Raw genomic sequence first — 22,060 nt, forward strand, 5'->3', positions numbered from 1 at the left:
CAGGGCGCCTAGCGCTTGATGAAGAATTCGTCGAACAGGGCCACCAGTTCGGCGAACTCCGCGGCCAGCTGCGTGCGGTTCACGAAGTAGGCCTCGCAGGCCACGGCAAAGAACTCGCCGGGCGATTCGGCGGCGTAGGCATCGAGCCACGGCGGCTCGCCGCCGAAGCGCTCGGCCACGATGGTTTTCTCGCGGAAGGCGTCGTAGGCCGGTTGCAGCACAGCGAACCAGGCGGCGCGTGCATCGCGCGCCGACGAAGTGCCTGCGAAGCCGGCCGGCAGCGGCGGGCAGCCATCGGCGGCGCCGCCGCGCATGTCGATCTTGTGGGCGAACTCGTGGATCACGACGTTGTAGCCCGCGTCGCGCGTGACGCTGCTCGCGAGCACGTCCTGCCAGCTCAGCATCACCGGGCCGCGGTCCATGGCCTCGCCGGCCAGCACCTCTTCGTATTCATGCACCACGCCGGTCTCGTCGGTCGTCTTGCGGCGCGCCACGGCTTCGGAGGGATGCACCACGATGCCGACGAAATCGTCGTACCAGGTGAGGCCGCCTCTCAGGTGCAGCACCGGCAGCACCGCCTGCGCCGCCACCGCGAGCGCGACTTCGTCGGTGATGACGAAGCCGTGCGCGCCGTGGAATTCCTTGTCGCGCAGGAATTCCGCCGCGAGGCGGCGCAGGCGCTCCAGGTCGGCCGCCGGCCGCTCGGCGAGGAAAGGGTAGCGTGCCAGCGTGGCCTGCCAGGCAGGCTCGGGAATCGGGGGCGGGGCGCGCAGGTTGCGCAGCCAGCCGAACATCAGCGCAGATCGACGCGTTGCGCGCCGGCGCTCGAAAGACAGAGCAATTGGGCGCGCGCCGGGTGGGCTGTCAGGTCCCAGTCGCTCAGTACGATGCGCTCGAGCCCATCGCCGAGTGCATGTGTCGCGGGCCGGTGCGTGTGGCCGTGGACCAGCGTCGCCGCGCCGGCCTGCGCGAGCCATGCGCGCGCGGCATCCGCATCGACATCGGCCCAGACCATGCCGGGACTGCGCTTGCGGTCTTCGCTCTGCGTGCGCATCGAGCGGGCCAATGCGCGACGCTCGGCCAGCGGCCGTGCCAGAAAGGCGCTCTGCCAGGCGGGCGTTCGCACCTGGGCGCGGAATTGCAAGTACTCGGTGTCTTCCAGGCAGAGGAGGTCGCCGTGGCTCAGCAGCCAGCGCCGCTCATGCAGGACCAGCACGGTCGGATCGTCGAGCAGCGTCAGCTTGCACTGCGCCGCGAATGCGGCGCCGACCAGGAAGTCGCGGTTGCCGTGCATGAAGAAAACGGGCCGCCGTTCGGCCACTGTGCGCAGCAATTCGGCGCATTGCGCTTCGAAGCCGGGTTCGGCCGCCGCATCGTCGCCGACCCAGACCTCGAACAGGTCGCCGAGGATGAAGATCGCATCGGCCGGCGTGGTTTGCAGATAGCCGCGCCAGGCGTCGAAAGTGGCCGCGTCCGAGGCCTGCAGGTGGAGGTCGGAGAGGAGGTCGACCGTGTGCCACGCCGCAGGGGCCACGAGCTCGGCGAAAGCCGTCATCGATGGATCAGTCTTTGACGACGGCCTTCTCGATCACCACGTCTTCGAGCGGCACATCGTCGTGGAAGCCCTTGCGGCCGGTCTTCACGGCCTTGATCTTGTCGACCACTTCCTTGCCGCCCACGACCTTGCCGAACACCGCGTAGCCCCAGCCCTGCGCCGACGGCGCCGTGTGGTTCAGGAAGCCGTTGTCGGCCACGTTGATGAAGAACTGGGCGGTCGCCGAATGCGGTGCACTGGTGCGGGCCATGGCGACGGTGTAGTTGTCGTTCTTGAGGCCGTTGTTGGCCTCGTTCTGGATCTCGGCGCCGGTCGGCTTCTGCGTCATGCCCGGCTCGAAGCCGCCACCCTGCACCATGAAGCCGGGGATGACGCGGTGGAACACGGTGTTGTCGTAGTGGCCCTTGGTCACGTAGGCGAGGAAGTTCTCGACCGTCTTCGGCGCCTTGTCCTGGTCGAGTTCGAGCGTGATCACGCCCTGGTCCTTGATGTGCAGTTCGACTTGGGGATTGCTCATGGGGTTGCTCCTTGGGTTACTTCGCCACGGTGGCGGACTGGATGGTGATGGTTTCGACCGGCACGTCCTGCATGCCGTTCTTGTTGCCCGTGCGCGCGGCGCGGATTTTGTCGACCACCTCGGTGCCCGCCACCACCTTGCCGAACACGGTGTAGCCGTAGCCGTCGGGGTTGGGTGCGTTGAGCATCGCGTTGTCCTTCACGTTGATGAAGAACTGCGAGGTGGCGGAGTTGGGGTTGCCGGTGCGCGCCATCGCGATCGTGTACTTGTCGTTCTTGAGGCCGTTGCCGGCCTCGAGCGGGATCGGCGCGCGCGTGGCTTTCTGCTGCAGGTCGGCCGTGAAGCCGCCGCCCTGGATCATGAAGCCGTCGATCACGCGATGGAACACCGTGCCGTCGTAGTGCTTGTCCTTGACGTACTGCAGAAAGTTCTCGACCGTCTTCGGCGCTTTGTCCGCCGCGAGTTCGACCACGATGTCGCCGGCCGAGGTGCTGAGCTTGACGCGCGGCGCGCTCTGCGCCCAGCTGGGGCTCGCGATGGCCAGGCTCGCGGCCAGGACGAGTGCCGTGCGGCGTGAAAGGACGTGCATGTTCAAGAGGACTCGCTTTCGAATGAAGAGCGCTGCGCCGTGCCGCTGCACGGGAGGCAGCGAGGGGCCTATTTATTGACGAACGGGCTTGCGGATGACGCTGGTCGCGGGCGGCAGCGCGCCGGAGGTCGGCGTCGTGAAGAGCTGGCGGATCAGCGCGAGCTTCGGCGCCACGGTGGTGTTGCCGGCTTCGAGCTGTTGCGCGCGGCCATAGGACTGGCCGGCGAGGCGGGCGTAGACGTCGCCCAGGTTTTCGTGCGCGGTGGCATAGCTCGGGTTGAGCTTGATCGCCATTTCGAGCGCGGCACGGGCCTTGTCGAACTGGCTCTGGGCTGCGTACAGGGCCGCGAGGTTGTTGTAGGGCTCGGGCAGCTCGGGGAAATCCTGCGTGAGCTGGGTGAAGACCGCGGCCGCGTCGGCCTGCTTGCCCTGCTCGGTCAGGATCACGCCGCGCAGGAAGCGCATTTGCGGATCGCGCGGCTTGCCTGCGATGTAGGCATCGGCTTTTGCCAGCGCTTCTTGGGACTTGCCCTGACGCAGCAATGCGTTGACGTCGGCATAGTCGTCGGCTTGCGCCGCACCGGCGGCGAGCACGAACAGGAGGGCCGAAAGAATGCGTAGAACCATGGGGAAGGGGAGAGCGGCGTGCTTCATGAAGCCTCGAGAGATGGGGACGCGGGCCTCGAAAACATCCGGAAAATATCCGGCGGCGGCCGTTTATACTGGGGTGGATTGTAGCCGAGGGGCCGCGTTCAACCCCTCGTTGCCACAGCATCCACACCCCTGAAAAACCCCTGTCGCCCGCCTGTATCGCATGGGTGCGAAGCGACGCGTTCCGAGCCTCATGAGTCTTCGCATCTACAACACGCTCTCGCGTGAGCTGGAGGAATTTTCTCCGTTGCAACCCGGCCGGGTGCGCATGTACGTGTGCGGAATGACGGTCTACGACTACTGCCACCTGGGCCATGCACGCTCGATGATCGCCTTCGACGTGGTGCAGCGCTGGCTGAAGCAGTCGGGGTTCGAGGTCGACTACGTGCGCAACATCACCGACATCGACGACAAGATCATTCGTCGCGCGGTGGAGAACGGCGAGAGCATCCGGGCGCTCACTGACCGCATGATCGATGCGCTGCACGAGGATGCCGACGCCCTGGGCATCGAGCGGCCCACGCACGAACCGCGCGCCACGGAATTCATTCCGCAGATGCTGTCGATGATCGCCACGCTCGAGAAGAATGGCCTGGCCTATCGCTCGACCAACGGCGACGTCAACTATGCGGTGCGCAAGTTCCCCGGCTACGGCAAGCTGAGCGGGAAGACGCTGGACGAGCTCCATGCCGGCGAGCGCGTGGCCGTGCTGGACGGCAAGGAAGACCCGCTCGACCCCGTCCTGTGGAAGAGCGCCAAGCCCACCGAGCCCGACGAGGTCAAGTGGTCCAGCGACTACGGCGCGGGCCGTCCCGGCTGGCACATCGAGTGCTCGGCCATGGCCTGCCAATTGCTCGGCGAGACGGTCGACATCCACGGCGGCGGCATGGACCTGCAGTTCCCCCATCACGAAAATGAAATCGCGCAGAGCGAGGGCGCAAGCGGCAAGCCATTGGCCCGCGTCTGGATGCACAACGGCTTCATCAACATCGACGACGAGAAGATGTCCAAGAGCCTGGGCAACTTCTTCCTGATCCGCGACGTGCTCAAGCAGTACGACGCCGAGACCGTGCGCTTCTTCGTCGTGCGCGCGCACTACCGCAGCCCGCTCAACTACAGCGACGTGCACCTCGACGATGCGCGCGCCTCGCTCAAGCGGCTCTACACGGCGCTGCACCTGGTGGCGCCGGCCGCGGTCGCGATCGACTGGCGCGAGTCCTACGCCGCGCGCTTCAAGGCAGCGATGGACGAGGACTTCGGCACGCCCGAAGCGGTGGCCGTTCTTTTCGACCTGGCCGGCGAGGTGAACCGCACGCGCTCGGCCGAGGCTGCCGGGCTGCTGAAGGCGCTGGGCGGCTGCATCGGCCTGCTGCAGGCCGATCCGCAGCAATTCCTGCAGGCCGGCAGCACGCTCGACGATGCCTCGATCCAGGTCCTGATCGCACAGCGCGCCGAAGCCAAGGCGGCAAAGAACTTCGCGCAGGCCGACCGCATCCGCAACGATCTGCTCGCCCAGGGCATCGTGCTGAAGGACTCGCCGACCGGTACGACGTGGACCGTGTCCAAGTAAGGGGTCGAGAAGAAAAAATGCCTGCCGCCAAGAAACCGACCATCGAGGTCTTCACCCCCGACTACTGGGAAGAAGCCTGCAAGCACCTGGCCAAGAAAGACCGCGTCATGAAGCGGCTGATCCCGCAGTTCGGCGACGCCTGCCTGGAGTCGCGCGGCGACGCCTTCACCACGCTGGCGCGCAGCATCGTCGGCCAGCAGATCTCGGTGAAGGCGGCGCAGTCCGTCTGGGACCGCTTCGCCGAGCTGCCGCGCAGGATGACGCCGGCCAACGTGCTGAAACTCAAGGTCGACGACATGCGTGCCGCCGGCTTGTCGGCGCGCAAGATCGAGTACCTGGTCGACCTGGCCTTGCACTTCGATGCGGGCGTGGTGCACGTCGACGCCTGGGAAGACATGTCCGACGAGATGATCGTCGCCGAGCTGGTCGCGATCCGCGGCATCGGACGCTGGACCGCCGAGATGTTCCTCATCTTCCACCTGATGCGGCCCAACGTGCTGCCGCTGGACGACATCGGGCTGATCAACGGCATCAGCCAGAGCTATTTCTCGGGCGACCCGGTGAGCCGCAGCGATGCCCGCGAGGTCGCCGTGGCCTGGGCACCGTATTGCAGCGTCGCGACTTGGTATATTTGGCGATCGCTCGACCCGCTACCGGTCGCATACTGACAACAGGAGAAGACGTTGGCGAAACGAACCTTCCTCGACTTCGAGCAACCCGTTGCGGAGCTCGAATCCAAGATCGAAGAACTGCGCTATGTACAGACCGAATCGGCGGTCGACATTTCGGAAGAGATCGATCAGCTCGGCAAGAAGAGCCTGCAGCTCACCAAGGAAATCTACAGCGACCTGACGCCCTGGCAGATCACCAAGATCGCGCGGCATCCGGAACGGCCCTACACGCTCGACTACGTGGGCGAGATCTTCACCGACTTCGTCGAACTGCACGGCGACCGCCACTTTGCGGACGATCTTTCGATCGTCGGCGGCCTGGCGCGCTTCAACGGCACGCCCTGCATGGTGTTGGGCCACCAGAAGGGCCGCGACACCAAGGAGCGGACCGCGCGCAACTTCGGCATGAGCAAGCCCGAGGGCTACCGCAAGGCGCTCAGGCTCATGAAGACCGCCGAAAAATTCAAGCTGCCGGTGTTCACCTTCGTCGACACGCCGGGCGCTTACCCGGGCATCGATGCCGAGGAGCGCGGCCAGTCCGAAGCCATCGGCCGCAACATCTTCGAGATGGCGCAGCTCGAGGTGCCGGTCATCGTGACCATCATCGGCGAAGGCGGTTCCGGCGGTGCGCTCGCCATCTCGGTCGGCGATCAGCTCCTGATGCTGCAGTACTCCATCTACTCGGTGATCAGCCCCGAAGGCTGCGCCTCGATCCTCTGGAAGACCAGCGACAAGGCACAGGAAGCGGCCGATGCGCTCGGCATCACCGCGCACCGGCTCAAGGCCCTGGGCCTGGTCGACAAGATCGTCAACGAGCCGGTCGGCGGCGCGCACCGCGACCATCGGCAGATGGCGGCCTTCCTCAAGCGTGCCCTCAACGACGCCTTCCGCCAGGTCAGCGACCTGAAGCCGAAGGAACTGCTCGACCGCCGCTACGAGCGCTTGCAGAGCTACGGCCGCTTCGCCGACACCAAGGCCGAAAGCGCCAAGTAGGCATCGCGCGGGCAATTGCCCGCCTGCCGCACCCCATGGAGAATCCTGCCGCCCCAGCGCTCGCGTCCTGGGTGGCGCCCTTGCCGCTGGGCATCGCTTACAGCGGCGGCGCCGATTCCACGGCGCTGCTGCATGCCGCGGCGCAGCGCTGGCCCGGACAGATCCAGGCGCTGCACGTGCATCACGGCCTGCAGCAGGCGGCCGACGACTTCGAGGACCATTGCGCCGCCACGTGCAGCGCGCTGGGCGTGCCGCTGCACGTGGGCCGTGTCGATGCCCGGCATGCGCCCGGCGAGAGCCCTGAAGACGCGGCGCGCCGGGCGCGCTACGCGACGCTGGCGGCGCTGGCCCAGGCCCATGGCCTGCGGCATGTCGCGCTGGCCCAGCATGCCGACGACCAGGTCGAGACGATGCTCATCGCGCTCAGCCGAGGTGCCGGCCTCGACGGGTTGGCCGGCATGCCGCGGCAGATCGAGCGGCATGGCGTCGACTTCCACCGTCCGCTGCTCGATGTGCATGCGAGCGCGCTGCGCGAGTGGATCGCCGCCAGCGGCGTCGCGCACATCGACGACCCGAGCAACGCCGACCTGCGCTACACGCGCAACCGCATCCGGCTGCAGGTGCTGCCGGCGCTTGCCGCGGCGCTGCCGCAATTTCACGAAACATTCGCGCGCTCGGCACGCAACGCGGCCAAGGCGTCGGGCCTGCTGACCGAGGTCGCCGCCGGGGACATCGCGGTCGCGGGCTCGCCGCCTGCGCTGGCCGCCTTGCGTGCGCTGCCGCGCGAACGTCTCGCCAACGCCCTGCGCCACTGGCTCAAGCGCGATCACGGCGCGGTGCCCAGCGAGGCCCAGCTCGAGCAGCTGCTCGACCAGATCGAGGCCTGCAGCACGCGCGGCCACCGCATCCGCCTCAAGGTTGCCGACGGTTACGTCCTGCGCGAAGGCGAGTCTCTGCGTTGGTACAATGCCCGTCCCCTGCCGTAGCCCGCAGCCCTCGCGCTGAATGGCCCGCGGCGGGACACGGATGCCGTCATCGCGGTATCCGAATCCTTCTGTCCTGACTTCACCCATGGCATTGATCGTTCACAAATACGGCGGCACGTCGATGGGCTCGACCGAGCGCATCCGGAATGTCGCCAAGCGCGTCGCTAAGTGGGCACGCGCCGGCCACCAGATGGTGGTGGTGCCGAGCGCGATGAGCGGCGAAACCAACCGCCTGCTCGGCCTCGCCAAAGAGCTGGCCCCGCCCAAACCCGGCGACGACCACAACCGCGAGCTCGACATGCTGGCTTCCACCGGCGAGCAGGCTTCGTCGGCGCTGCTGGCGATCGCGCTGCAGGCCGAGGGCATGCAGGCGGTCAGCTACGCCGGCTGGCAGGTTCAGGTCAAGACCGACAGCGCCTTCACCAAGGCCCGCATCGAAAGCATCGACGACGAGCGCGTGCGCGCCGACCTCGACGCCGGCAAGGTGGTTGTCGTCACCGGCTTCCAGGGCGTCGACGAGGCGGGCAACATCACCACGCTGGGGCGCGGCGGCAGCGACACCTCGGCGGTCGCGATCGCGGCGGCGATGAAGGCGCACGAGTGCCTGATCTACACCGATGTCGACGGCGTCTACACCACCGACCCGCGCGTCGAACCCGACGCGCGCCGGCTGACCACCGTGAGCTTCGAAGAAATGCTCGAGATGGCGAGCTTGGGCTCCAAGGTGCTGCAGATCCGCTCGGTCGAATTTGCCGGCAAGTACCAGGTGCCGCTGCGCGTGCTGTCGAGCTTCACGCCGTGGGACATCGACATCAAGGAAGAAGCTCGCTCCGGCACCCTGATCACATTCGAGGAAGACGAAAACATGGAACAAGCCGTCGTATCCGGCATCGCTTTCAACCGCGACGAAGCCAAGATCTCCGTGCTCGGCGTGCCCGACAAGCCGGGCATCGCGTACCACATCCTCGGCGCCATCGCCGATGCGAACATCGAGGTCGACGTCATCATCCAGAACCTGAGCAAGGACGGACGCACCGACTTCAGCTTCACCGTGCACCGCAACGACTATGCGAAGGCGGTCGATCTGCTCAGGGCCAAGGTGCTGCCGACCCTGGGCGCCGCCGACATCGTCGGCGACACCAAGATCTGCAAGGTCAGCATCGTCGGCATCGGCATGCGCAGCCACGTCGGCGTGGCGAGCAAGATGTTCCGCGTGCTGAGCGAGGAGGGCATCAACATCCAGATGATCTCGACCAGCGAGATCAAGACCTCGGTGGTGATCGACGAAAAGTACATGGAGCTCGCAGTGCGCGCGCTCCACAAGGCCTTCGATCTCGATCAACCGGCCGCCTAAGCTGGCATAATTGCGGCTTCCAGGAACTGTGACCGAGTGGCCGAAGGTGCTCCCCTGCTAAGGGAGTATGGGGTGTAGAGCCTCATCGAGGGTTCGAATCCCTCCGGTTCCGCCAGATAGCTAGTAAAGACGGCCCTTCGCGGGCCGTTTTGCTTTTGTACGCCCTTCATACCCGCCTCTCCGCTGGCGGGGGATCCCCCGAAAAATAGGGCACTACTTCTCGGCGACATCTTTGGAAGCTGGGGCGGAAGCCGCTCGGGCGCGCGCATCGTTCCAGTTCGGGCAGTGTTATCCGACGCCGCCTCGTTCCTCACCCCCGAACCCTCAAGCCACCGAAGAACGGCCGGCGTCTGTTGCGATCCCATGTACTTGACCATGCACACGATCCATGGATGGTGAAGACATGGGACGGCGCCCGTCTCTAGCCTCGATAGCGTTGAGTGCCGAGCATGCAGTCACCGCATATACGAGTAAATCGGCACCGGCCAGGTGAAAGCCTGACGAGCCGACCGCGATGGGGAAGGTGTCTTCAAAGCCCGCTGACTGCGGGCTTTGCTGTTTTTGGTTGCGCCTCGTTTCTCCATCCAGTTGAGGAGGCGGCTGATGGTTCGGCGATATCGGACCTGACTCTCGGGAGATGGCCATCGGGTCAGTGGACGCATTGGGCAGCGGCGACGTTCTGCCGAGACGCGAGTTCGGTGTCGCCGTCACTTGTGCCGACGACTGGGCAGGTTCGGGGCTGGGCTGGACCGGCAAAGGGAAGGGCAAGAAGCAGACAGAGGAGAGCGCGGAGCACTGGGAAAAGCGGCCCATGTCAGGGCGAGGGAAAGAGAACGGGCGAGATCATAAGAGGGTAAGAGGGCGTCAGGCCTCGCGTTCCTCGATCCAGTGAGTGCCGGCGCCGTAGGTCTCGTTGCCGGCCGCCATGACCTGTTCAAGGGTCCATCGGTTGCCGGGCGTATCGGGGTGCCACAGCCCTCCGCCCGGGTGAACCGGCACGCCTTCAACGGTGAGCTGCTCATCGTCTTTAGCGATCCCATCGGACCAGCGTAGTCGGATCTCTTTCATCGGAGCCTCGCTTTTGGTCAACTGTCGCACGCCCGTGCATGCTTCGTACAGGTGGCCTTCCCGGGTGCTCCGCTACCGCATCCCGCGACGATGCAGGGGTGCACGCCACTGGTGGATTGCAGGCGGTCCTCCCGCGAGGACTTGGGCGGTCCGCTCCATTGGCACTAGCAGACATGCCAAAGCTGAATCCGGTATTCAGCTTGCCTTCACAAGCGCCACCTAGAGTGGCGCCATGCCGACCACGCGCCTTCGCGGCTTCATGCTCGTATGAAGGCGCTGAATCTTGCCCTGCTTCAATGGATTGCGGCGGGCTACGAGCCCAGCCCGTGGCTTCTGCCCGTGGCGTCGGCCATCGCGCTCGGCGCGGCCTGGGCCGGCATGGCCCTCATGGGATGGGCCGCCTGGCGGCGGCCGTCGGAACGCGGCTACGTGATGGCGACGCTGGCCTTTGCGGTGGCCACCGCGGTGATCGCGCATGCCATCGCCACGGCGCTGAATCTGCCGCGCCCCTTCATGCTGGGTTTGAGTCCGGCCTACATTGCCCATGGCGCGCGCGGATCGCTGCCGAGTGCGCACGCTGCGGTGATGTTCACGGTTGCGCTGGTGTTTCTGCTGCGTCCCCGGCTTCGTGACTTGGGCATCGGCGTGGCGGCCCTGGCCGCGATCACCGGCTGGGCGCGTGTCTACGTCGGGGTTCATTTCCCGGTCGACATCGTGGCCGGGCTCTTGCTGGCCGTCGTGATGGCGGGCGTCTTCGTCGGGGTCCCGCGGCTCTGGCGGCGCCATGTCGCGCCGAGGATCGCGCGCGGCGACCTGCGCGTGCGAGCGCCAGTCTTCGACGCCGACCCTCAACGACGCGCATGATGCTTGACCAGCCATGGACTGGCTGGGTATCGGCGGAGGGACCCACATGCTGCGCAACGACGTCTGTGGATGGATGATCGAGGAGACATGAGTTCCCCCTTGCTCTCCATCCGCGGGCTGCACTCCGCCTTCGGCGGCCCCTTCGACATGGAGATCGGCCATGGCGAATGCGTGGCCGTCCTCGGCAAGTCGGGCTCCGGCAAGAGCGTGCTGCTGCGCCTGATTGCCGACATGGACCCGGGCACCGGCGAGGTCGAGCTCGAAGGGCGCAGCCGCGACAGCTGGCCCGCGCCCGAATGGCGGCGGCGCGTGGTCTACCAGGCGGCCGAGCCGGCCTGGTGGGCGCCGGACGCCGCGGCGCATTTCCGTCCGGGCGATGCGGCGCTGATCCATGCGCTGCTGCCAACGCTGGATCTCGCGCTCGACGTGCTTCGCGTCGACATTGCAAGGCTGTCGACCGGCGAGCGCCAGCGGCTGGCGCTCGTGCGTTCGCTGGCCCGCGCGCCCCGGGTGCTGCTGCTCGACGAGCCCACCGCCTCGCTCGATCCCGCCTCGGCCTCGGCCATGGAGGCCCTGCTTCGCAACCGCCTCGATGCCGGCCTGGCCATTCTCCTGGTCACGCATTCGCGCGAGCAGGCCGGGCGAATGAGCCGGCGTGCCTTCGAGATGATCGAAGGGAAGCTGCATCCGCTATGAGCCGCCGGGCCGTTCCCAAGGCGAATACCGTAGCACGTAGCGCGCAGGTTATCCAATGAGTGTCGTCCACCTCGATATCGTGGACGTCGCGCTGGCCGCGCTGCTCGTGCTCGTCAATGCAGGCGCATCGCTCGTGCTGCGCTTGCGGCTGCACTGGCCCATGCTGTGGGCGGCGCTGCGGATGATGGTTCAGCTGCTGCTCGTGGGCCTGGTGCTGCGGCTCGTGTTCGGCGCGGCATCGGCCGCCGCCACGCTGGCGATCGTCGTGCTGATGATCCTGGCCGCGGCGCGCGAGGTGGCCGTCCGGCCGAGGCAAAGGCTCCAGGGCGGCGGCAACTACCGCATCGGCGCGATGGTGGTGACGCTGTCGAGCGTGGCGACCGTGGTGCTGGCGCTGGCGACCGCGATCAGGCCCGAGCCGTGGTACGACCCGCGCTACGCCATTCCCCTGATGGGCATCGTGCTGGGCAGCGTGCTGAACTCGGCCAGCCTCGGGCTGGACAGCTTCTTCGGCGAGGTGGCGGCGCGCCGCGCGGCGATCGAGGCCCAGCTGGCGCTGGGCGCCACAAGCCGCGAGGCGCTGGCCGAACCCATCCGCTCGGCGATACGCCGCGGCATGATCCCGATCGTCAACCAGATGTCTGCCGCGGGCATCATCACGCTGCCGGGCATCATGACGGGGCAGTTGCTGGCCGGCATGGACCCCGTCGAATCGGCCAAGTACCAGATCCTGCTGCTCTTTCTGCTGACCGGCGCCGGCGGGCTGGCAGCGGCCGGTGCGGTCTACCTCGCTGCGCGCTCCATCACCGACGAAAGGCATCGCCTGAGGATCGATCGCCTCGCGCATTCCTCCGAAAGCGCCTGAGCACCGAGGCTATCCCGGCCGCGCGGCGAGCATGCCATCGGCAATGCGCTGCGCGGTGTTGATGGAATCCGTGAGGCCCAGGTGCCCGTGGCCGACCGCGAGCCACAGGCCGGGCCGGCCGGCCGCCGGGCCGATGACCGGCACCGAATCGGGCATGCAGGGCCGGTGGCCCATCCACTGCGTGGACGACAGCGCCTCGAGCCCGCCGAAGGTCTCGCGTGCAATGCGCTCGAGGATCGCGGCGCGGCGCGGTTCGGGCGGGCTCGCGAGGCCGCCGAACTCCACCGTGCCGCCCACGCGCAGGCCGTCTTCCATCGGCGTGACGAAGACCTTGCGGTCGGCCAGGATCACGGTGCGCGAGACGGTGTCGCGACCGCCGTCGAACTGCACGTGGTAGCCGCGCTGGCTTTCGAGTGCGAGCCGCACGCCGAGCGGATCCAGCAGCCGGCGCGCCCACGCACCGGCGGCCACCACGACCCGATCGAAGGTGTTGGCCGCGGCATCGGCCTTGGCGGCCGTGCGCAGCTGCCAGCGCCCGTCGGCCAGCGGCGTCATCGCCTGCACCTCGTCGCGCCGCTGTTGGCCGCCGCGCCTGGCGAAGCCGCGCACCATCGCCTGCACGTAGCGGAAGGGATTGACGATGGTCGCGTGGTCGGCCATGAAGACGCCGACCTGGTAGCGCTCGCCCACGCGCGGCTCGAGCGCCAGGATGCCGGCGCGGTCGAGTTGCTGAAACTGGTAGCCGTAGTACCTGCGCATGCGCCAGGTGCCGGCGTCCTTGGCCAGCGCCCGCGCGTCGGGATAGAGATGCAGATGTCCGCGGCGCACGAACAACTCGGGCACGCCCAGCTCGCGCGCAAGCTGGGCGTGGCGGTCGACGGCGCCCGCGTGCAGCGCGGCCAGCTTGGCGGCCGAGAGCGCGACGCGCGAGGGCTGCGCGGAGGCGACGAAGCGCAGCAGCCAGGGCAGCGCCGTCGGCAGGTAGCGCATCGGAAGGTGCAGCGGGCTTTCCTCGTCCAGCAGCATGCCGGGTACCGAGGACAGAATCCCCGGCATCGCGAGCGGCGCCAGCGAGCCCGGGCTGATGGCGCCCGAGTTGCCGTAGCTGCAGCCGCGCCCGGGCTCGTCGCGATCGATCAGCGTGACCGCGGCGCCGCGCTTCTGCAGCGCGAGCGCAATGCAGCTGCCGACGACGCCTGCACCGACGACCGCGACGGCGAGCTGCGTTTCACGCACCGGCACGTCCGGCATCGGCAGCGGCGCCGGATCGTCGGCGCTGCAGCGCGTGCGCCGCGGCGCCGGGCAGGGCGGCGGCGAGCAGGAAGGCGGTCAAAAGGGAACGTCGCAACATCGAGGATTCGTGAATCGCGCACTGTATTACCTGCCATATTGTCTATCAATATGTGATATCGCAATGCAATAATGCGCGATCGATCTCGAGGCAAGCATGTCCCAAGCCAGATCCACCGCTGCAGCGGCCGCCCGCAAGGCGCGCAAGGCCGGCGCCGGGCTCGAAAGCCCGCTCTTCATGGGTTCGGTCGCCAAGTGCTTCCAGGTGCTGGAGGCGCTCAACGCCGCCGGGCGCGCGGTGGCGTTGACGGAACTGTCAGCCATTGCGCAGATGGACCGCAGCGCGGTGCAGCGCATCACGCACACGCTGCACGCGCTGGGCTACCTGCGCCAGCATCCCGTCACGCGGGCCTTCACGCTCTCAGGTCGGATGCTCGAGTTCGGCCACACCGTGCTGGCGACGGACCGCCTGCGCGACAAGGTGACGCCGCATCTCGATGCGCTGAACCGCAAGACCGGCGAAACCGTGAACCTGATGGAGCTGGAAGGCCAGGAGATCGTCTATGTCGCGCGTTTCCCGAGCCTGCACGCGGTCAGCGTCGACCTGCACGTGGGTTCGCGCCTGCCGGCCTTCTGCAGCGCTGCCGGCCGCGCGATCCTGGCGCAGCTCGACGAAGAGGCGGCGCTCGCGATGCTGGCGGCGGCCAAGCGAACGCCGATGACCAAGCGCACCGTGACCGATCTACCGGGGTTGCGCGCAGTGCTCGCGAAAGTGCGCGAACTCGGCTATGCGCTGAATGACCAGGAAGCCTTTGTAGGCGACATCTCGATCGCGGCGCCGCTCGTGAACCGCGCGGGCGAGCCGGTCGGCGCCGTCAACATCGCGGTGCCTTCGCCGCGCTGGCTGCTGGCGGACGTGCTGCGCCGCCTGGTTCCGGATCTCATGAAGACCGCGCGCGCCATCAATGACGAGCTGACCGATCTTTGATGACAGCCGGCAGCGCTCCGGCTGTGGCGGAGGTCAGCGCGAGGGCGCGTCCTTGCAGTCGTCGAGCAGGGCGATCGACTGTTCGACCCGGTGCGCGATCTCGTCGTGCAGCGCCTTCGGCTCCCTGCTGGTTGCCGTGAGGAGCAGCATGCCGGTGCCAAGGGCCGCAAGAAGGCCCGTGAGCAGCTCTGAGTAGGTCAAGACGTCCATCTTTGTCCTTGGCGTTAGTGATGGCCCGGAATCGAGCGAGCGCGAAGTCTCCCACCGGGCCCCAGCCCCTTCAATACGCCATTTGGGGGAGGTGGCTACTGAACGACCAGCCCGTCCAGGGCCGAATCGACGGCCGGCGCCTTGAGCTTCATCTCGCGCAGGGTCTTCACAAGCAGCTGCGCGATCATCAGGTTTCGATGGCGCTTGCTGTCGGCCGGCACCACGTGCCATGGCGCGTGGGCGCTGGAGGTGGCGGCCAGCGCCTGCTCGTAGGCACGCTGGTAGTCGTCCCACTTCTTGCGCGCGTCCAGGTCGCCCAGCTTGAATTTCCAGCGCTTGTCGGGCTCGTCGATGCGCGCCTGCAGGCGTTCGCGCTGCACTTCCTTGCTGATGTGCAGCATGCACTTGACGATCACCGTGCCGGTCTCGGCGAGCAGTCGCTCGAAGTCGTTGATCTGCGCGTAGCGGCGCCGAATCTCGGCCTTGTCGATCCAGCCTTCGACCACCGGCACCAGCACGTCTTCGTAGTGGCTGCGGTTCCACACCATGATCTCGCCGTTGCGCGGTACCGCGGCGTGGCAACGCCACAGGTAGTCGTGTGCGCGTTCCTCTTCGCTCGGCACCTTGAAGGCCGTCACCCGCACGCCGAGCGGCGAGGTGCGCGAGAACACCCAGCGGATGGTGCCGTCCTTGCCGCTGGTGTCCATGCCTTGCAGCACCAGCAGCAGCTTGCGTCGGCCCTCGGCATGCAGCAGGTTCTGCAGCTCGTCGAGTTCGACCGCCAGCGCATCGAGCCGCTCGCGCTGCGTGTCCTCGTGCCCTTCGATGAAAGTCGTATCGGCGGAATCGATGGCGGCGAGCTTGAACTTGCTGCCGACGCGGTACTTCTTGAAGCTGGGCATGCGCAGGTACTCCTCTCGGAAACGACAAGCCCGAGAGGGTACGCGATGTTCAACTGTCGTCGGGATCCAGCGATGCGCTCCAGCGGCTGTCCCAGTCGACGCGACGCGCCTGGTCGAGCTCGCGCCGGTCGCGCTTGGTGGGCCGCCCCTGTTCGATGCTGAGCGCCGGCTCGCTGCCCATGCGGCGCTGCTCGCGCGCGGCCGCCTGCGCCGCCAGGCTCTCGGGCGTTTCTTCGTAGAGCTGCTGCGCCACCGGCGCCGGGCCGCGCTGGCCACTGAGGCCGCGCACCAGGACGATGCGCGTCAGGGCGCCGAGCCGCATCGCCACCGTGTCGCCCACCTTCACCTCGCGCGAGGCCTTGGCCACGTCGCCGTTGACCTGCACGCGGTTCTTTGCGATCTCTTCGGCCGCGAGCGAGCGGGTCTTGAAGAAGCGTGCGGCCCAGAGCCACTTGTCGATGCGAAGTCGATCCATGTGCTTCAAGTATCGCGCGCCAGCGGGAGATGCACGACGGCATCCAGCCCGACATGCTGTCCGCTGGCTTCCCGGTTGTCGAGTGCGATGCGCCCGTCCAGCGCGAGCACGATTTCGCGGCAGATCGCCAGGCCGAGTCCGGAGCCGCTGGCCAGGTCGCCGGCCGCGAAGGGCGCGAAGAGGCGCTGCCGCAATTCGTCGGAGATGCCGGGTCCATCGTCGCGCACGCCGAGCACCGCCATCTCGCCCTCGGCATGCACGCGGACCGCGAGCGCGCCGCCGCGGGGGCTGTGCTTGATGGCGTTGTGCAGCAGGTTGCGCGCGAGTTCCTGCAGCATCCAGCGGTGCGCGCGCACCCATACCGGCGCCGCGTCGACGGAGAGCTCGAAGTCGAGCGCCTTGTCCGCCAGCAGCGGCGACAGGTCGAGCGCCACCTGGCGCACCGCCTCGCCGAGCTCCAGCGTCGCCGACTCGGGCTGCTGCCGCAACTGCTCCACCTTGGCGAGCGAGAGCATCTGGTTGGCAAGCAGGGTCGCGCGCTCCACTGTTTCGCTGATCTCGCCCAGCGCCTGCGCGGTCGGCACGTCGCCGCGGCGCGCCGACTGCACCTGGGCCTTGAGCACGGCCAGCGGCGTGCGCAGCTGGTGCGCGCTGTCGCGCACGAAACGCTTCTGGTGGTCCAGGAGCCGCTGCAGCCGACCCATGACCCGGGTGGTGGCGTCGACCAGCGGGCGCAGCTCGCGCGGCGCATCGGGTGCGTCGATCGGCGAGAGGTCGTCGGCGGCCCGGGCCTCGATGGCTTCGCCCAGCTCGCGCACCGGCCGGGTCGCGCGCTGCACCACGAACACGGTGACCCCCGCGATCACGCCCAGCAGCACCAGCTGGCGCCAGAGCGTGTCGATGAGCAGCTTGCGCGCCAGCGTCTCGCGCAGCTCCAGCGTCTCGGCCACCTGAACCACGGCCATGCCGCGCCCGCGCGCGCTTGCCACCGGCTGCAGCAGCACCGCCACGCGCACCGGCTGCTCGCGGAAGCGTGCATCGTAGAAGTCCACCAGCGCCGCATAGGGCGGCCGGTCCGGCAGCTTGCCGCGCCAGAAGGGAAGTTCGGCAAAGCCCGAGATCATTTCGCCGTCCTGCGCCGACACGCGGTAGAACATGCGGCTCTTGTTGTCGGCCTCGAAGGCTTCGAGCGCGGAGTAGGGGACGATGGCGCGCAGCGACGCGGCCTCGTCATAGCCCTCCACATCGAGCTGCTCGCCGATGGTCTTGGCCGAGGCGAGCAGCGTGCGGTCATAGGCGGTGGTCGCGGCCGCAAGGCTCTGGCGGTAGAGGCTCACGCTGTTGATCACGATGAACAGCGCGACCGGCGCCAGGATGCCGACCAGCAGCCTGGCGCGCAGCGAGAAGGGCCGGATCATCGTTCTTCGCGCAGCAGATAGCCCAGGCCGCGCAGCGTCATCAGGGCGGCGCCGGTGCCGGCCAGCTTCTTGCGCAGCCGGTAGACGACGACCTCGATCGCTTCGTACTGCACGTCCGTCTCACCGGGAAAGACCAGCTCGAACAGGCGTTCCTTGCTGACCGCGTGGCCCGGCTTGACCATCAGCGCCTTGAGCAGCGCGAGCTCGCGCGGCGTGAGCTCGAGCACCTCGGCGCGGTGGTAGATGGCGCCGCTGTCGGCTTCGTAGCGCAATCCGCCGACCTGCGGCAGCTGGGTCAAGGCCTCGGGCCCAGCGCTCCGGTGGCGCCGGTGCAGGGCGCGGATGCGCGCTTCGAGTTCGTCGAGGTCGAAGGGCTTGGGCAGGTAGTCGTCGGCGCCTGCGTTGAGGCCGACGACGCGGTCGCCGACCGTGCCGCGCGCGGTCAGGAGCAGCACCGGCGTGCGCAGGCCTTCGGCACGCGCCTGCGCCAGCACCTGCAGGCCGTCCAGCGTGGGCAGGCTGAGGTCGAGCGCCACCACGTCGGGCTCGAGGGCGCGCCATTGCGCGAGCGCCTCCGCGCCGTCGCCGCAAAGACGCACGTCGATCATGCGGCGCCCGAGCGTGCGCTGCAGCGTGGTTTGCATCGACGGATCGTCTTCGACTAGCAGCAGCTTCATGGCCGGAATTTCGGTGTTTACCCCAGTGTGCCGGACAGCCAACTGACAGCGGGGCGGCGCATCATAGCGGGCGTTCAGCTTCCTAGATCCAAGGAGACATGCATGCGTCGAGATACCTTTCTGAAGTCCCTGGCCGCCCTGGCCGCCACCGGTGCCTTGCCACTCTCGGCTTGGGCCGGCCCCAACGTCAAGATGATGATCCCGGCCAATCCGGGCGGCGGTTGGGACACCACGGGCCGTGCGCTGGGCAAGGCGATGACCGACAGCAAGCTCGCCGACACGGTCACCTACGACAACAAGGGCGGCGCCGCCGGCGCGCTCGGCCTGGCCCAGTTCGTCAACGGCTCCAAGGGCGACCCGAATGCGCTGATGGTGATGGGCGCCGTGATGCTGGGCGGCATCATCACCGGCAAGCCGCCGGTCAACCTCTCGCAGGCCACGCCGATCGCGCGCATCACGAGCGAGTACAACGTGTTCGTGCTGCCGGCGAGTTCGCCGCTGAAGACCATGAAGGACGTGGTCGAGCAGCTCAAGAAGGACCCGGGCAGCGTCAAGTGGGGCGGCGGTTCGCGCGGCTCCACCGAGCACATCGCCGCGGCCATGATCGCGCAGAAGGTCGGCGTCGATCCGTCCAAGATCAACTACGTCGCCTTCCGCGGCGGCGGCGAAGCCACGGCGGCCATCCTGGGCGGCAACGTCACCGTCGGCGGCAGCGGCTACAGCGAGTTCGCCGAATACATCAAGACGGGCAAGATGCGCGCCATCGCCGTCACCTCCGGCACGCGCCTGCCCGGCAGCACCGTGCCGACGCTCAAGGAGCAGGGCATCGACGTCGAGATCGGCAACTGGCGCGGCGTCTACGGCGCGCCCGGCATCACGGCCGAGCAGCGCAAGGCGTTGACCGACCTGGTGCTGGCGGCGATCAAGACGCCGACCTGGGCCGAGGCCATGAAGAAGAACGACTGGACGCCGGCCGTCCTGTCGGGCGAGGCCTTCGCCAAGTTCGTGGACGACGAGTTCGCGAGCCTGCGCGCGACCATGATCAAGTCCGGCATGGTCTGAGCGCGCATTCGCGAAAGCGCGGGAGCACGCTCGGCGGCGTGCTCCTTTCTTCCTTGACCAACGCGAGGTCCAGAACAATGTCCAACATCGACCCCCTCTCGAGCGGATACGCGTCGCTCGAGCCCCAATCGCCGCCGCCCGCCGTCTGGCCCCAGACGCTGGTCGGCGTCGGCATCCTTCTCACCGGCCTGGCGCTCGGCTTCGGCGCGATCGGCATTTCGTCCGAGGCTGGCTACGGCGGCGTCGGCCCCAACTTCCTGCCCTGGCTGGTGTCGGTCGCGCTCACGGTGTGCGGCGCCTGGATCATCTGGGAGTCGCGCACCGGCGGTTTCCGCGAGATGGATGCGCCTTCCGGTGCGGTGCAGACCTACTGGAGCGGCTTCGCCTGGGTGACGGCCGGGTTGCTGCTCAACGCGGCGCTGATCACCACCATCGGCTTCATCCTGAGCTGCACGCTGTGCTACCTGCTGGCCGTGCAGGGCCTGCGGCGCGCGAACGGCCAGGCGGCCGTCAATGCGCCGCGCACCTGGATCACCGACATCGTGACCGGCCTGCTGATCTCGGCACCGGTGTTCTGGCTCTTCACCAAGTTCCTGGCGATCAACCTGCCGGGCCTGACGACCACGGGATGGCTCTGACATGGACATCTTCAATGCATTGATGCAGGGCTTCGCGCTCGCGATCACGCCCGTCAACCTGCTCTGGTGCCTGGTGGGTTGTGCCCTCGGCACGGCCGTCGGCGTGCTGCCCGGCATCGGCCCCGCGGTGGCAGTGGCGATGCTGCTGCCGATCACCGGCAAGGTCGACATCACGGCCTCGATGATCTTCTTCTCAGGCATCTACTACGGCGCCATGTACGGCGGCTCGACCACCTCCATCCTGCTCAACACGCCGGGGGAAACGGCGAGCATGGTGACGGCGATGGAGGGCAACAAGATGGCCAAGAGCGGCCGCGCCGGCGCCGCGCTGGCCACCGCTGCCATCGGCTCCTTCGTGGCCGGCAGCATCGCCACCGTGGTCGTCACGCTGTTCGCGCCCTTCGTGGCCGACTTCGCCGTCCAGCTCGGGCCGCCCGAATATTTCCTCTTGATGGTGCTGGCCTTCACGACCGTGAGCGCCGTGCTCGGCAAGAGCACGCTGCGCGGCATGACGGCGCTCTTCATCGGCCTCGCAGCCGGCTGCATCGGGCTCGATCAGATTTCCGGCCAGGGGCGCTACACCGGCGGCATTCCCGAGCTGCTCGACGGCATCGAGATCGTGCTGGTCGCGGTCGGCCTGTTCGCGGTGGCCGAGGTGCTCTATGCGGTGCTCTACGAAGGCCGCGTGGTCGAAAGCCAGAACAAGCTGAGCCGCGTGCACATGACGGCGCGCGACTGGAAGCGCTCGATCCCGGCCTGGCTGCGCGGCACCGCGATCGGCGCGCCCTTCGGCTGTATTCCGGCCGGCGGCACCGAGATCCCGACCTTCCTCAGCTACGCGACCGAGAAGAAGCTCGCCAAGGACCCGGACAGCAAGGCCGAGTTCGGCACCAAGGGCGCGATCGAAGGCGTGGCCGGCCCCGAAGCCGCCAACAACGCGACCGTGACCGCCGCGCTGATCCCGCTGCTCACCCTCGGCATCCCGACCTCGAACACCACGGCCATCCTGCTCGGCGCGTTCCAGAACTACGGCATCCAGCCCGGGCCGCAGCTCTTCACCACCTCGGCCGCGCTGGTGTGGGCGCTGATCGCGTCGCTCTACATCGGCAACGTGATGCTGCTGGTGCTGAACCTGCCGATGGTCGGCCTGTGGGTCAAGCTGCTCAAGATCCCGAAGCCGCAGCTCTACGCCGGCATCCTGATCTTCGCCACGGTCGGCGCCTACGGCATGCGCCAAAGCGCCTTCGACCTGGTGCTGCTCTACGTGATCGGTGTGCTGGGCGTCGTCATGCGGCGCTTCGATTTCCCGACCGCGCCGGTGGTGGTGGGCATGATCCTTGGCCCGCTCGCCGAAGCGCAACTGCGCAACGCGATGTCGATCGGCGAGGGCAGCGCGGCGGTGTTCTTCCAGCGGCCCATGTCCTTCGTGCTGATCGTGGTCGTGCTGGCGGTGCTGATCCTGCCGCGCGTGGCCAAGGCGATGGCGGAGCGCAAGGAGCGGCGCGCGGGCGCTGCGGCCTGAAGCGGCGGGTCCGCTAAGCTACGATCTCTTCGCCGCCGCGCTGATCGCCAAGCCACAAGGCTGGCGAGCGGCGCGCGTGACGACGGTGTTTGGTCTTGGCGCGAGTTCTTGAAGCCGGACCACAAGCCATGCACAAGATCTCACCATGAGTCGACAACCCCTGCGAATTCGATTGGGCAGCCGCTGGACCTTCTTTACCTACTCGCGTACCGACGTGCGCTTGCTCGGGACCGTTCAGGAAGGCATGCAGATCGGCGCATTGGCGCAGATTGAGGACGGCTCCTATGCGCAGATCAATGGTGACGTGGTTCGTGTGCTCAATACCAGCCGCGTCAAGAAAGTCCTGGGGCGCGACTTCGAGGCGCATGTTCCGAGCCAGTCCGGCCATCGAACGCCGCCGCTCGTGGTTCCGACCGTTGTCGTCAAGAAACGTCGCCTTGTCCAGCGACCCGTGGTGCGAGCCGCTGACGAAGAATGAGATTTCGATTCCGGATGACGT

26 protein-coding genes and 1 tRNA gene are annotated in these 22,060 nt (G+C 67.6%); 14 read left to right on the forward strand and 13 right to left on the reverse strand.

Going from position 1 to position 22,060, the window contains the following annotated elements:
- Nucleotides 1-8 precede the first annotated feature (8 nt).
- The 5 genes from BLS74_RS21240 to BLS74_RS21260 form a co-directional block, all read right to left on the reverse strand.
- Nucleotides 9-794 (reverse strand): M90 family metallopeptidase, encoded by a 786-nt coding sequence (locus tag BLS74_RS21240; protein WP_093109132.1) that lies wholly within the window; start codon nt 792-794, stop codon nt 9-11.
- Nucleotides 794-1,555 carry a UDP-2,3-diacylglucosamine diphosphatase gene (locus BLS74_RS21245; protein WP_093109133.1) on the reverse strand — a complete coding sequence of 254 codons (762 nt, stop codon included), beginning with the start codon at nt 1,553-1,555 and terminating at the stop codon, nt 794-796. Before BLS74_RS21245 ends, BLS74_RS21240 begins: the two co-directional genes overlap by 1 nt.
- Before the next feature lie 7 nt (nt 1,556-1,562).
- Nucleotides 1,563-2,072 (reverse strand): peptidylprolyl isomerase, encoded by a 510-nt coding sequence (locus BLS74_RS21250; RefSeq protein WP_093109134.1) that lies wholly within the window; start codon nt 2,070-2,072, stop codon nt 1,563-1,565.
- A 16-nt stretch (nt 2,073-2,088) separates the two neighbouring features.
- A complete protein-coding gene (locus BLS74_RS21255; RefSeq protein ID WP_093109135.1) occupies nt 2,089-2,661 on the reverse strand; it encodes a peptidylprolyl isomerase in 573 nt (190 codons plus the stop codon).
- A 72-nt stretch (nt 2,662-2,733) separates the two neighbouring features.
- On the reverse strand, nt 2,734-3,315 hold the full coding sequence (locus BLS74_RS21260) for a tetratricopeptide repeat protein (protein ID WP_093109136.1): 582 nt from the start codon (nt 3,313-3,315) through the stop codon (nt 2,734-2,736).
- A gap of 190 nt (nt 3,316-3,505) precedes the next feature.
- On the opposite strand from BLS74_RS21260, the gene cysS reads away from it, so the two are divergent.
- The 6 genes from cysS (at nt 3,506) to BLS74_RS21290 (ending at nt 9,001) form a co-directional block, all read left to right on the forward strand.
- Nucleotides 3,506-4,882, forward strand: coding sequence for a cysteine--tRNA ligase (gene cysS, locus BLS74_RS21265; RefSeq protein ID WP_093109259.1), 1,377 nt, complete (start codon nt 3,506-3,508; stop codon nt 4,880-4,882).
- 17 nt (nt 4,883-4,899) lie between these two features.
- Nucleotides 4,900-5,550: a DNA-3-methyladenine glycosylase family protein gene (locus BLS74_RS21270; RefSeq protein ID WP_093109137.1), complete on the forward strand. Its 651-nt coding sequence runs from the start codon at nt 4,900-4,902 to the stop codon at nt 5,548-5,550.
- Between the two features lie 15 nt (nt 5,551-5,565).
- A complete protein-coding gene (locus tag BLS74_RS21275) occupies nt 5,566-6,546 on the forward strand; it encodes an acetyl-CoA carboxylase carboxyltransferase subunit alpha (protein WP_093109138.1) in 981 nt (326 codons plus the stop codon).
- Between the two features lie 35 nt (nt 6,547-6,581).
- On the forward strand, nt 6,582-7,532 hold the full coding sequence (gene tilS, locus BLS74_RS21280; protein ID WP_093109139.1) for a tRNA lysidine(34) synthetase TilS: 951 nt from the start codon (nt 6,582-6,584) through the stop codon (nt 7,530-7,532).
- A gap of 85 nt (nt 7,533-7,617) precedes the next feature.
- Nucleotides 7,618-8,886, forward strand: a complete 1,269-nt coding sequence (locus BLS74_RS21285) for an aspartate kinase (protein ID WP_093109140.1) — start codon at nt 7,618-7,620, stop codon at nt 8,884-8,886.
- A gap of 22 nt (nt 8,887-8,908) precedes the next feature.
- Nucleotides 8,909-9,001: transfer RNA gene (locus BLS74_RS21290), tRNA-Ser, on the forward strand.
- 749 nt (nt 9,002-9,750) lie between these two features.
- Here the strand turns inward: BLS74_RS21290 and BLS74_RS21295 are convergent.
- Complete coding sequence (locus BLS74_RS21295; RefSeq protein WP_139191723.1) at nt 9,751-9,954, reverse strand: hypothetical protein; 204 nt, start codon at nt 9,952-9,954, stop codon at nt 9,751-9,753.
- A 267-nt stretch (nt 9,955-10,221) separates the two neighbouring features.
- Between BLS74_RS21295 and BLS74_RS21300 the strand changes: the two genes are divergently transcribed.
- From BLS74_RS21300 to fetB, 3 genes are all read left to right on the forward strand, one after another.
- Nucleotides 10,222-10,818, forward strand: a complete 597-nt coding sequence (locus BLS74_RS21300) for a phosphatase PAP2 family protein (RefSeq protein ID WP_093109142.1) — start codon at nt 10,222-10,224, stop codon at nt 10,816-10,818.
- 87 nt (nt 10,819-10,905) lie between these two features.
- Nucleotides 10,906-11,514 carry an ABC transporter ATP-binding protein gene (locus tag BLS74_RS21305; protein ID WP_093109143.1) on the forward strand — a complete coding sequence of 203 codons (609 nt, stop codon included), beginning with the start codon at nt 10,906-10,908 and terminating at the stop codon, nt 11,512-11,514.
- 55 nt (nt 11,515-11,569) lie between these two features.
- Nucleotides 11,570-12,379: an ABC transporter permease gene (gene fetB / locus BLS74_RS21310; protein WP_093109144.1), complete on the forward strand. Its 810-nt coding sequence runs from the start codon at nt 11,570-11,572 to the stop codon at nt 12,377-12,379.
- 9 nt (nt 12,380-12,388) lie between these two features.
- Here fetB and BLS74_RS21315 read toward each other — a convergent pair whose 3' ends face one another.
- Both BLS74_RS21315 and BLS74_RS35540 read right to left on the reverse strand, forming a co-directional pair.
- A complete protein-coding gene (locus tag BLS74_RS21315; protein ID WP_170855676.1) occupies nt 12,389-13,615 on the reverse strand; it encodes an NAD(P)/FAD-dependent oxidoreductase in 1,227 nt (408 codons plus the stop codon).
- Nucleotides 13,608-13,730 carry a hypothetical protein gene (locus BLS74_RS35540; protein WP_280142649.1) on the reverse strand — a complete coding sequence of 41 codons (123 nt, stop codon included), beginning with the start codon at nt 13,728-13,730 and terminating at the stop codon, nt 13,608-13,610. The genes BLS74_RS21315 and BLS74_RS35540 overlap by 8 nt, the downstream gene beginning before the upstream one ends.
- A 96-nt stretch (nt 13,731-13,826) precedes the next feature.
- Here BLS74_RS35540 and BLS74_RS21320 point away from each other — a divergent pair, with 96 nt between their 5' ends.
- Nucleotides 13,827-14,657, forward strand: coding sequence for an IclR family transcriptional regulator (locus tag BLS74_RS21320; RefSeq protein ID WP_093109146.1), 831 nt, complete (start codon nt 13,827-13,829; stop codon nt 14,655-14,657).
- A 33-nt stretch (nt 14,658-14,690) separates the two neighbouring features.
- Here the strand turns inward: BLS74_RS21320 and BLS74_RS34500 are convergent, their stop codons facing one another.
- From BLS74_RS34500 to BLS74_RS21340, 5 genes are all read right to left on the reverse strand, one after another.
- The gene (locus BLS74_RS34500) at nt 14,691-14,867 is read right to left on the reverse strand and encodes a hypothetical protein (RefSeq protein ID WP_170855677.1); all 177 of its coding nucleotides are present in this window, start codon (nt 14,865-14,867) and stop codon (nt 14,691-14,693) included.
- 95 nt (nt 14,868-14,962) lie between these two features.
- Nucleotides 14,963-15,769, reverse strand: coding sequence for a PPK2 family polyphosphate kinase (locus BLS74_RS21325; RefSeq protein ID WP_093109147.1), 807 nt, complete (start codon nt 15,767-15,769; stop codon nt 14,963-14,965).
- Nucleotides 15,770-15,818: 49 nt separating this feature from the next.
- Nucleotides 15,819-16,244 carry an RNA-binding S4 domain-containing protein gene (locus BLS74_RS21330; protein ID WP_093109148.1) on the reverse strand — a complete coding sequence of 142 codons (426 nt, stop codon included), beginning with the start codon at nt 16,242-16,244 and terminating at the stop codon, nt 15,819-15,821.
- Nucleotides 16,245-16,249: 5 nt separating this feature from the next.
- On the reverse strand, nt 16,250-17,662 hold the full coding sequence (locus BLS74_RS21335) for a sensor histidine kinase (RefSeq protein ID WP_093109149.1): 1,413 nt from the start codon (nt 17,660-17,662) through the stop codon (nt 16,250-16,252).
- A complete protein-coding gene (locus BLS74_RS21340) occupies nt 17,659-18,339 on the reverse strand; it encodes a response regulator transcription factor (RefSeq protein ID WP_093109150.1) in 681 nt (226 codons plus the stop codon). The genes BLS74_RS21335 and BLS74_RS21340 overlap by 4 nt, the downstream gene beginning before the upstream one ends.
- 102 nt (nt 18,340-18,441) lie before the next feature.
- On the opposite strand from BLS74_RS21340, the gene BLS74_RS21345 reads away from it, so the two are divergent.
- The 4 genes from BLS74_RS21345 to BLS74_RS21360 all read left to right on the forward strand — a co-directional run bounded on the left by BLS74_RS21345 (nt 18,442) and on the right by BLS74_RS21360 (nt 22,039).
- Complete coding sequence (locus tag BLS74_RS21345) at nt 18,442-19,401, forward strand: Bug family tripartite tricarboxylate transporter substrate binding protein (protein ID WP_093109151.1); 960 nt, start codon at nt 18,442-18,444, stop codon at nt 19,399-19,401.
- 77 nt (nt 19,402-19,478) lie between these two features.
- On the forward strand, nt 19,479-20,039 hold the full coding sequence (locus tag BLS74_RS21350; RefSeq protein WP_093109152.1) for a tripartite tricarboxylate transporter TctB family protein: 561 nt from the start codon (nt 19,479-19,481) through the stop codon (nt 20,037-20,039).
- A 1-nt stretch (nt 20,040) separates the two neighbouring features.
- Nucleotides 20,041-21,561: a tripartite tricarboxylate transporter permease gene (locus BLS74_RS21355; protein ID WP_093109153.1), complete on the forward strand. Its 1,521-nt coding sequence runs from the start codon at nt 20,041-20,043 to the stop codon at nt 21,559-21,561.
- Nucleotides 21,562-21,706: 145 nt separating this feature from the next.
- Entirely contained in the window at nt 21,707-22,039 is a 333-nt protein-coding gene (locus tag BLS74_RS21360; protein ID WP_139191724.1) for a hypothetical protein, read from the forward strand.
- The last annotated feature ends 21 nt before the right edge of the window (nt 22,040-22,060 follow it).

It is taken from the genome of Variovorax sp. CF079 (genome assembly GCF_900101545.1).
Classification (GTDB): domain Bacteria; phylum Pseudomonadota; class Gammaproteobacteria; order Burkholderiales; family Burkholderiaceae_C; genus Variovorax.

Excerpts from the sequence above, each read along its gene's own strand:
- BLS74_RS21320 (WP_093109146.1), top strand. The coding sequence starts at position 13,827 with ATGTCCCAAGCCAGATCCACCGCTGCAGCGGCCGCCCGCAAGGCGCGC.
- cysS (WP_093109259.1), top strand. The coding sequence starts at position 3,506 with ATGAGTCTTCGCATCTACAACACGCTCTCGCGTGAGCTGGAGGAATTT.
- BLS74_RS21270 (WP_093109137.1), top strand. The coding sequence starts at position 4,900 with ATGCCTGCCGCCAAGAAACCGACCATCGAGGTCTTCACCCCCGACTAC.
- BLS74_RS21335 (WP_093109149.1), bottom strand. The coding sequence starts at position 17,662 with ATGATCCGGCCCTTCTCGCTGCGCGCCAGGCTGCTGGTCGGCATCCTG.
- BLS74_RS34500 (WP_170855677.1), bottom strand. The coding sequence starts at position 14,867 with ATGGACGTCTTGACCTACTCAGAGCTGCTCACGGGCCTTCTTGCGGCC.
- BLS74_RS21245 (WP_093109133.1), bottom strand. The coding sequence starts at position 1,555 with ATGACGGCTTTCGCCGAGCTCGTGGCCCCTGCGGCGTGGCACACGGTC.
- BLS74_RS21340 (WP_093109150.1), bottom strand. The coding sequence starts at position 18,339 with ATGAAGCTGCTGCTAGTCGAAGACGATCCGTCGATGCAAACCACGCTG.
- BLS74_RS21305 (WP_093109143.1), top strand. The coding sequence starts at position 10,906 with ATGAGTTCCCCCTTGCTCTCCATCCGCGGGCTGCACTCCGCCTTCGGC.
- BLS74_RS21300 (WP_093109142.1), top strand. The coding sequence starts at position 10,222 with ATGAAGGCGCTGAATCTTGCCCTGCTTCAATGGATTGCGGCGGGCTAC.
- BLS74_RS21355 (WP_093109153.1), top strand. The coding sequence starts at position 20,041 with ATGGACATCTTCAATGCATTGATGCAGGGCTTCGCGCTCGCGATCACG.
- BLS74_RS35540 (WP_280142649.1), bottom strand. The coding sequence starts at position 13,730 with ATGTTGCGACGTTCCCTTTTGACCGCCTTCCTGCTCGCCGCCGCCCTG.
- BLS74_RS21345 (WP_093109151.1), top strand. The coding sequence starts at position 18,442 with ATGCGTCGAGATACCTTTCTGAAGTCCCTGGCCGCCCTGGCCGCCACC.
- fetB (WP_093109144.1), top strand. The coding sequence starts at position 11,570 with ATGAGTGTCGTCCACCTCGATATCGTGGACGTCGCGCTGGCCGCGCTG.
- BLS74_RS21330 (WP_093109148.1), bottom strand. The coding sequence starts at position 16,244 with ATGGATCGACTTCGCATCGACAAGTGGCTCTGGGCCGCACGCTTCTTC.
- BLS74_RS21285 (WP_093109140.1), top strand. The coding sequence starts at position 7,618 with ATGGCATTGATCGTTCACAAATACGGCGGCACGTCGATGGGCTCGACC.
- BLS74_RS21260 (WP_093109136.1), bottom strand. The coding sequence starts at position 3,315 with ATGAAGCACGCCGCTCTCCCCTTCCCCATGGTTCTACGCATTCTTTCG.
- BLS74_RS21250 (WP_093109134.1), bottom strand. The coding sequence starts at position 2,072 with ATGAGCAATCCCCAAGTCGAACTGCACATCAAGGACCAGGGCGTGATC.
- BLS74_RS21240 (WP_093109132.1), bottom strand. The coding sequence starts at position 794 with ATGTTCGGCTGGCTGCGCAACCTGCGCGCCCCGCCCCCGATTCCCGAG.
- tilS (WP_093109139.1), top strand. The coding sequence starts at position 6,582 with ATGGAGAATCCTGCCGCCCCAGCGCTCGCGTCCTGGGTGGCGCCCTTG.
- BLS74_RS21255 (WP_093109135.1), bottom strand. The coding sequence starts at position 2,661 with ATGCACGTCCTTTCACGCCGCACGGCACTCGTCCTGGCCGCGAGCCTG.
- BLS74_RS21360 (WP_139191724.1), top strand. The coding sequence starts at position 21,707 with ATGAGTCGACAACCCCTGCGAATTCGATTGGGCAGCCGCTGGACCTTC.
- BLS74_RS21325 (WP_093109147.1), bottom strand. The coding sequence starts at position 15,769 with ATGCCCAGCTTCAAGAAGTACCGCGTCGGCAGCAAGTTCAAGCTCGCC.
- BLS74_RS21350 (WP_093109152.1), top strand. The coding sequence starts at position 19,479 with ATGTCCAACATCGACCCCCTCTCGAGCGGATACGCGTCGCTCGAGCCC.
- BLS74_RS21295 (WP_139191723.1), bottom strand. The coding sequence starts at position 9,954 with ATGAAAGAGATCCGACTACGCTGGTCCGATGGGATCGCTAAAGACGAT.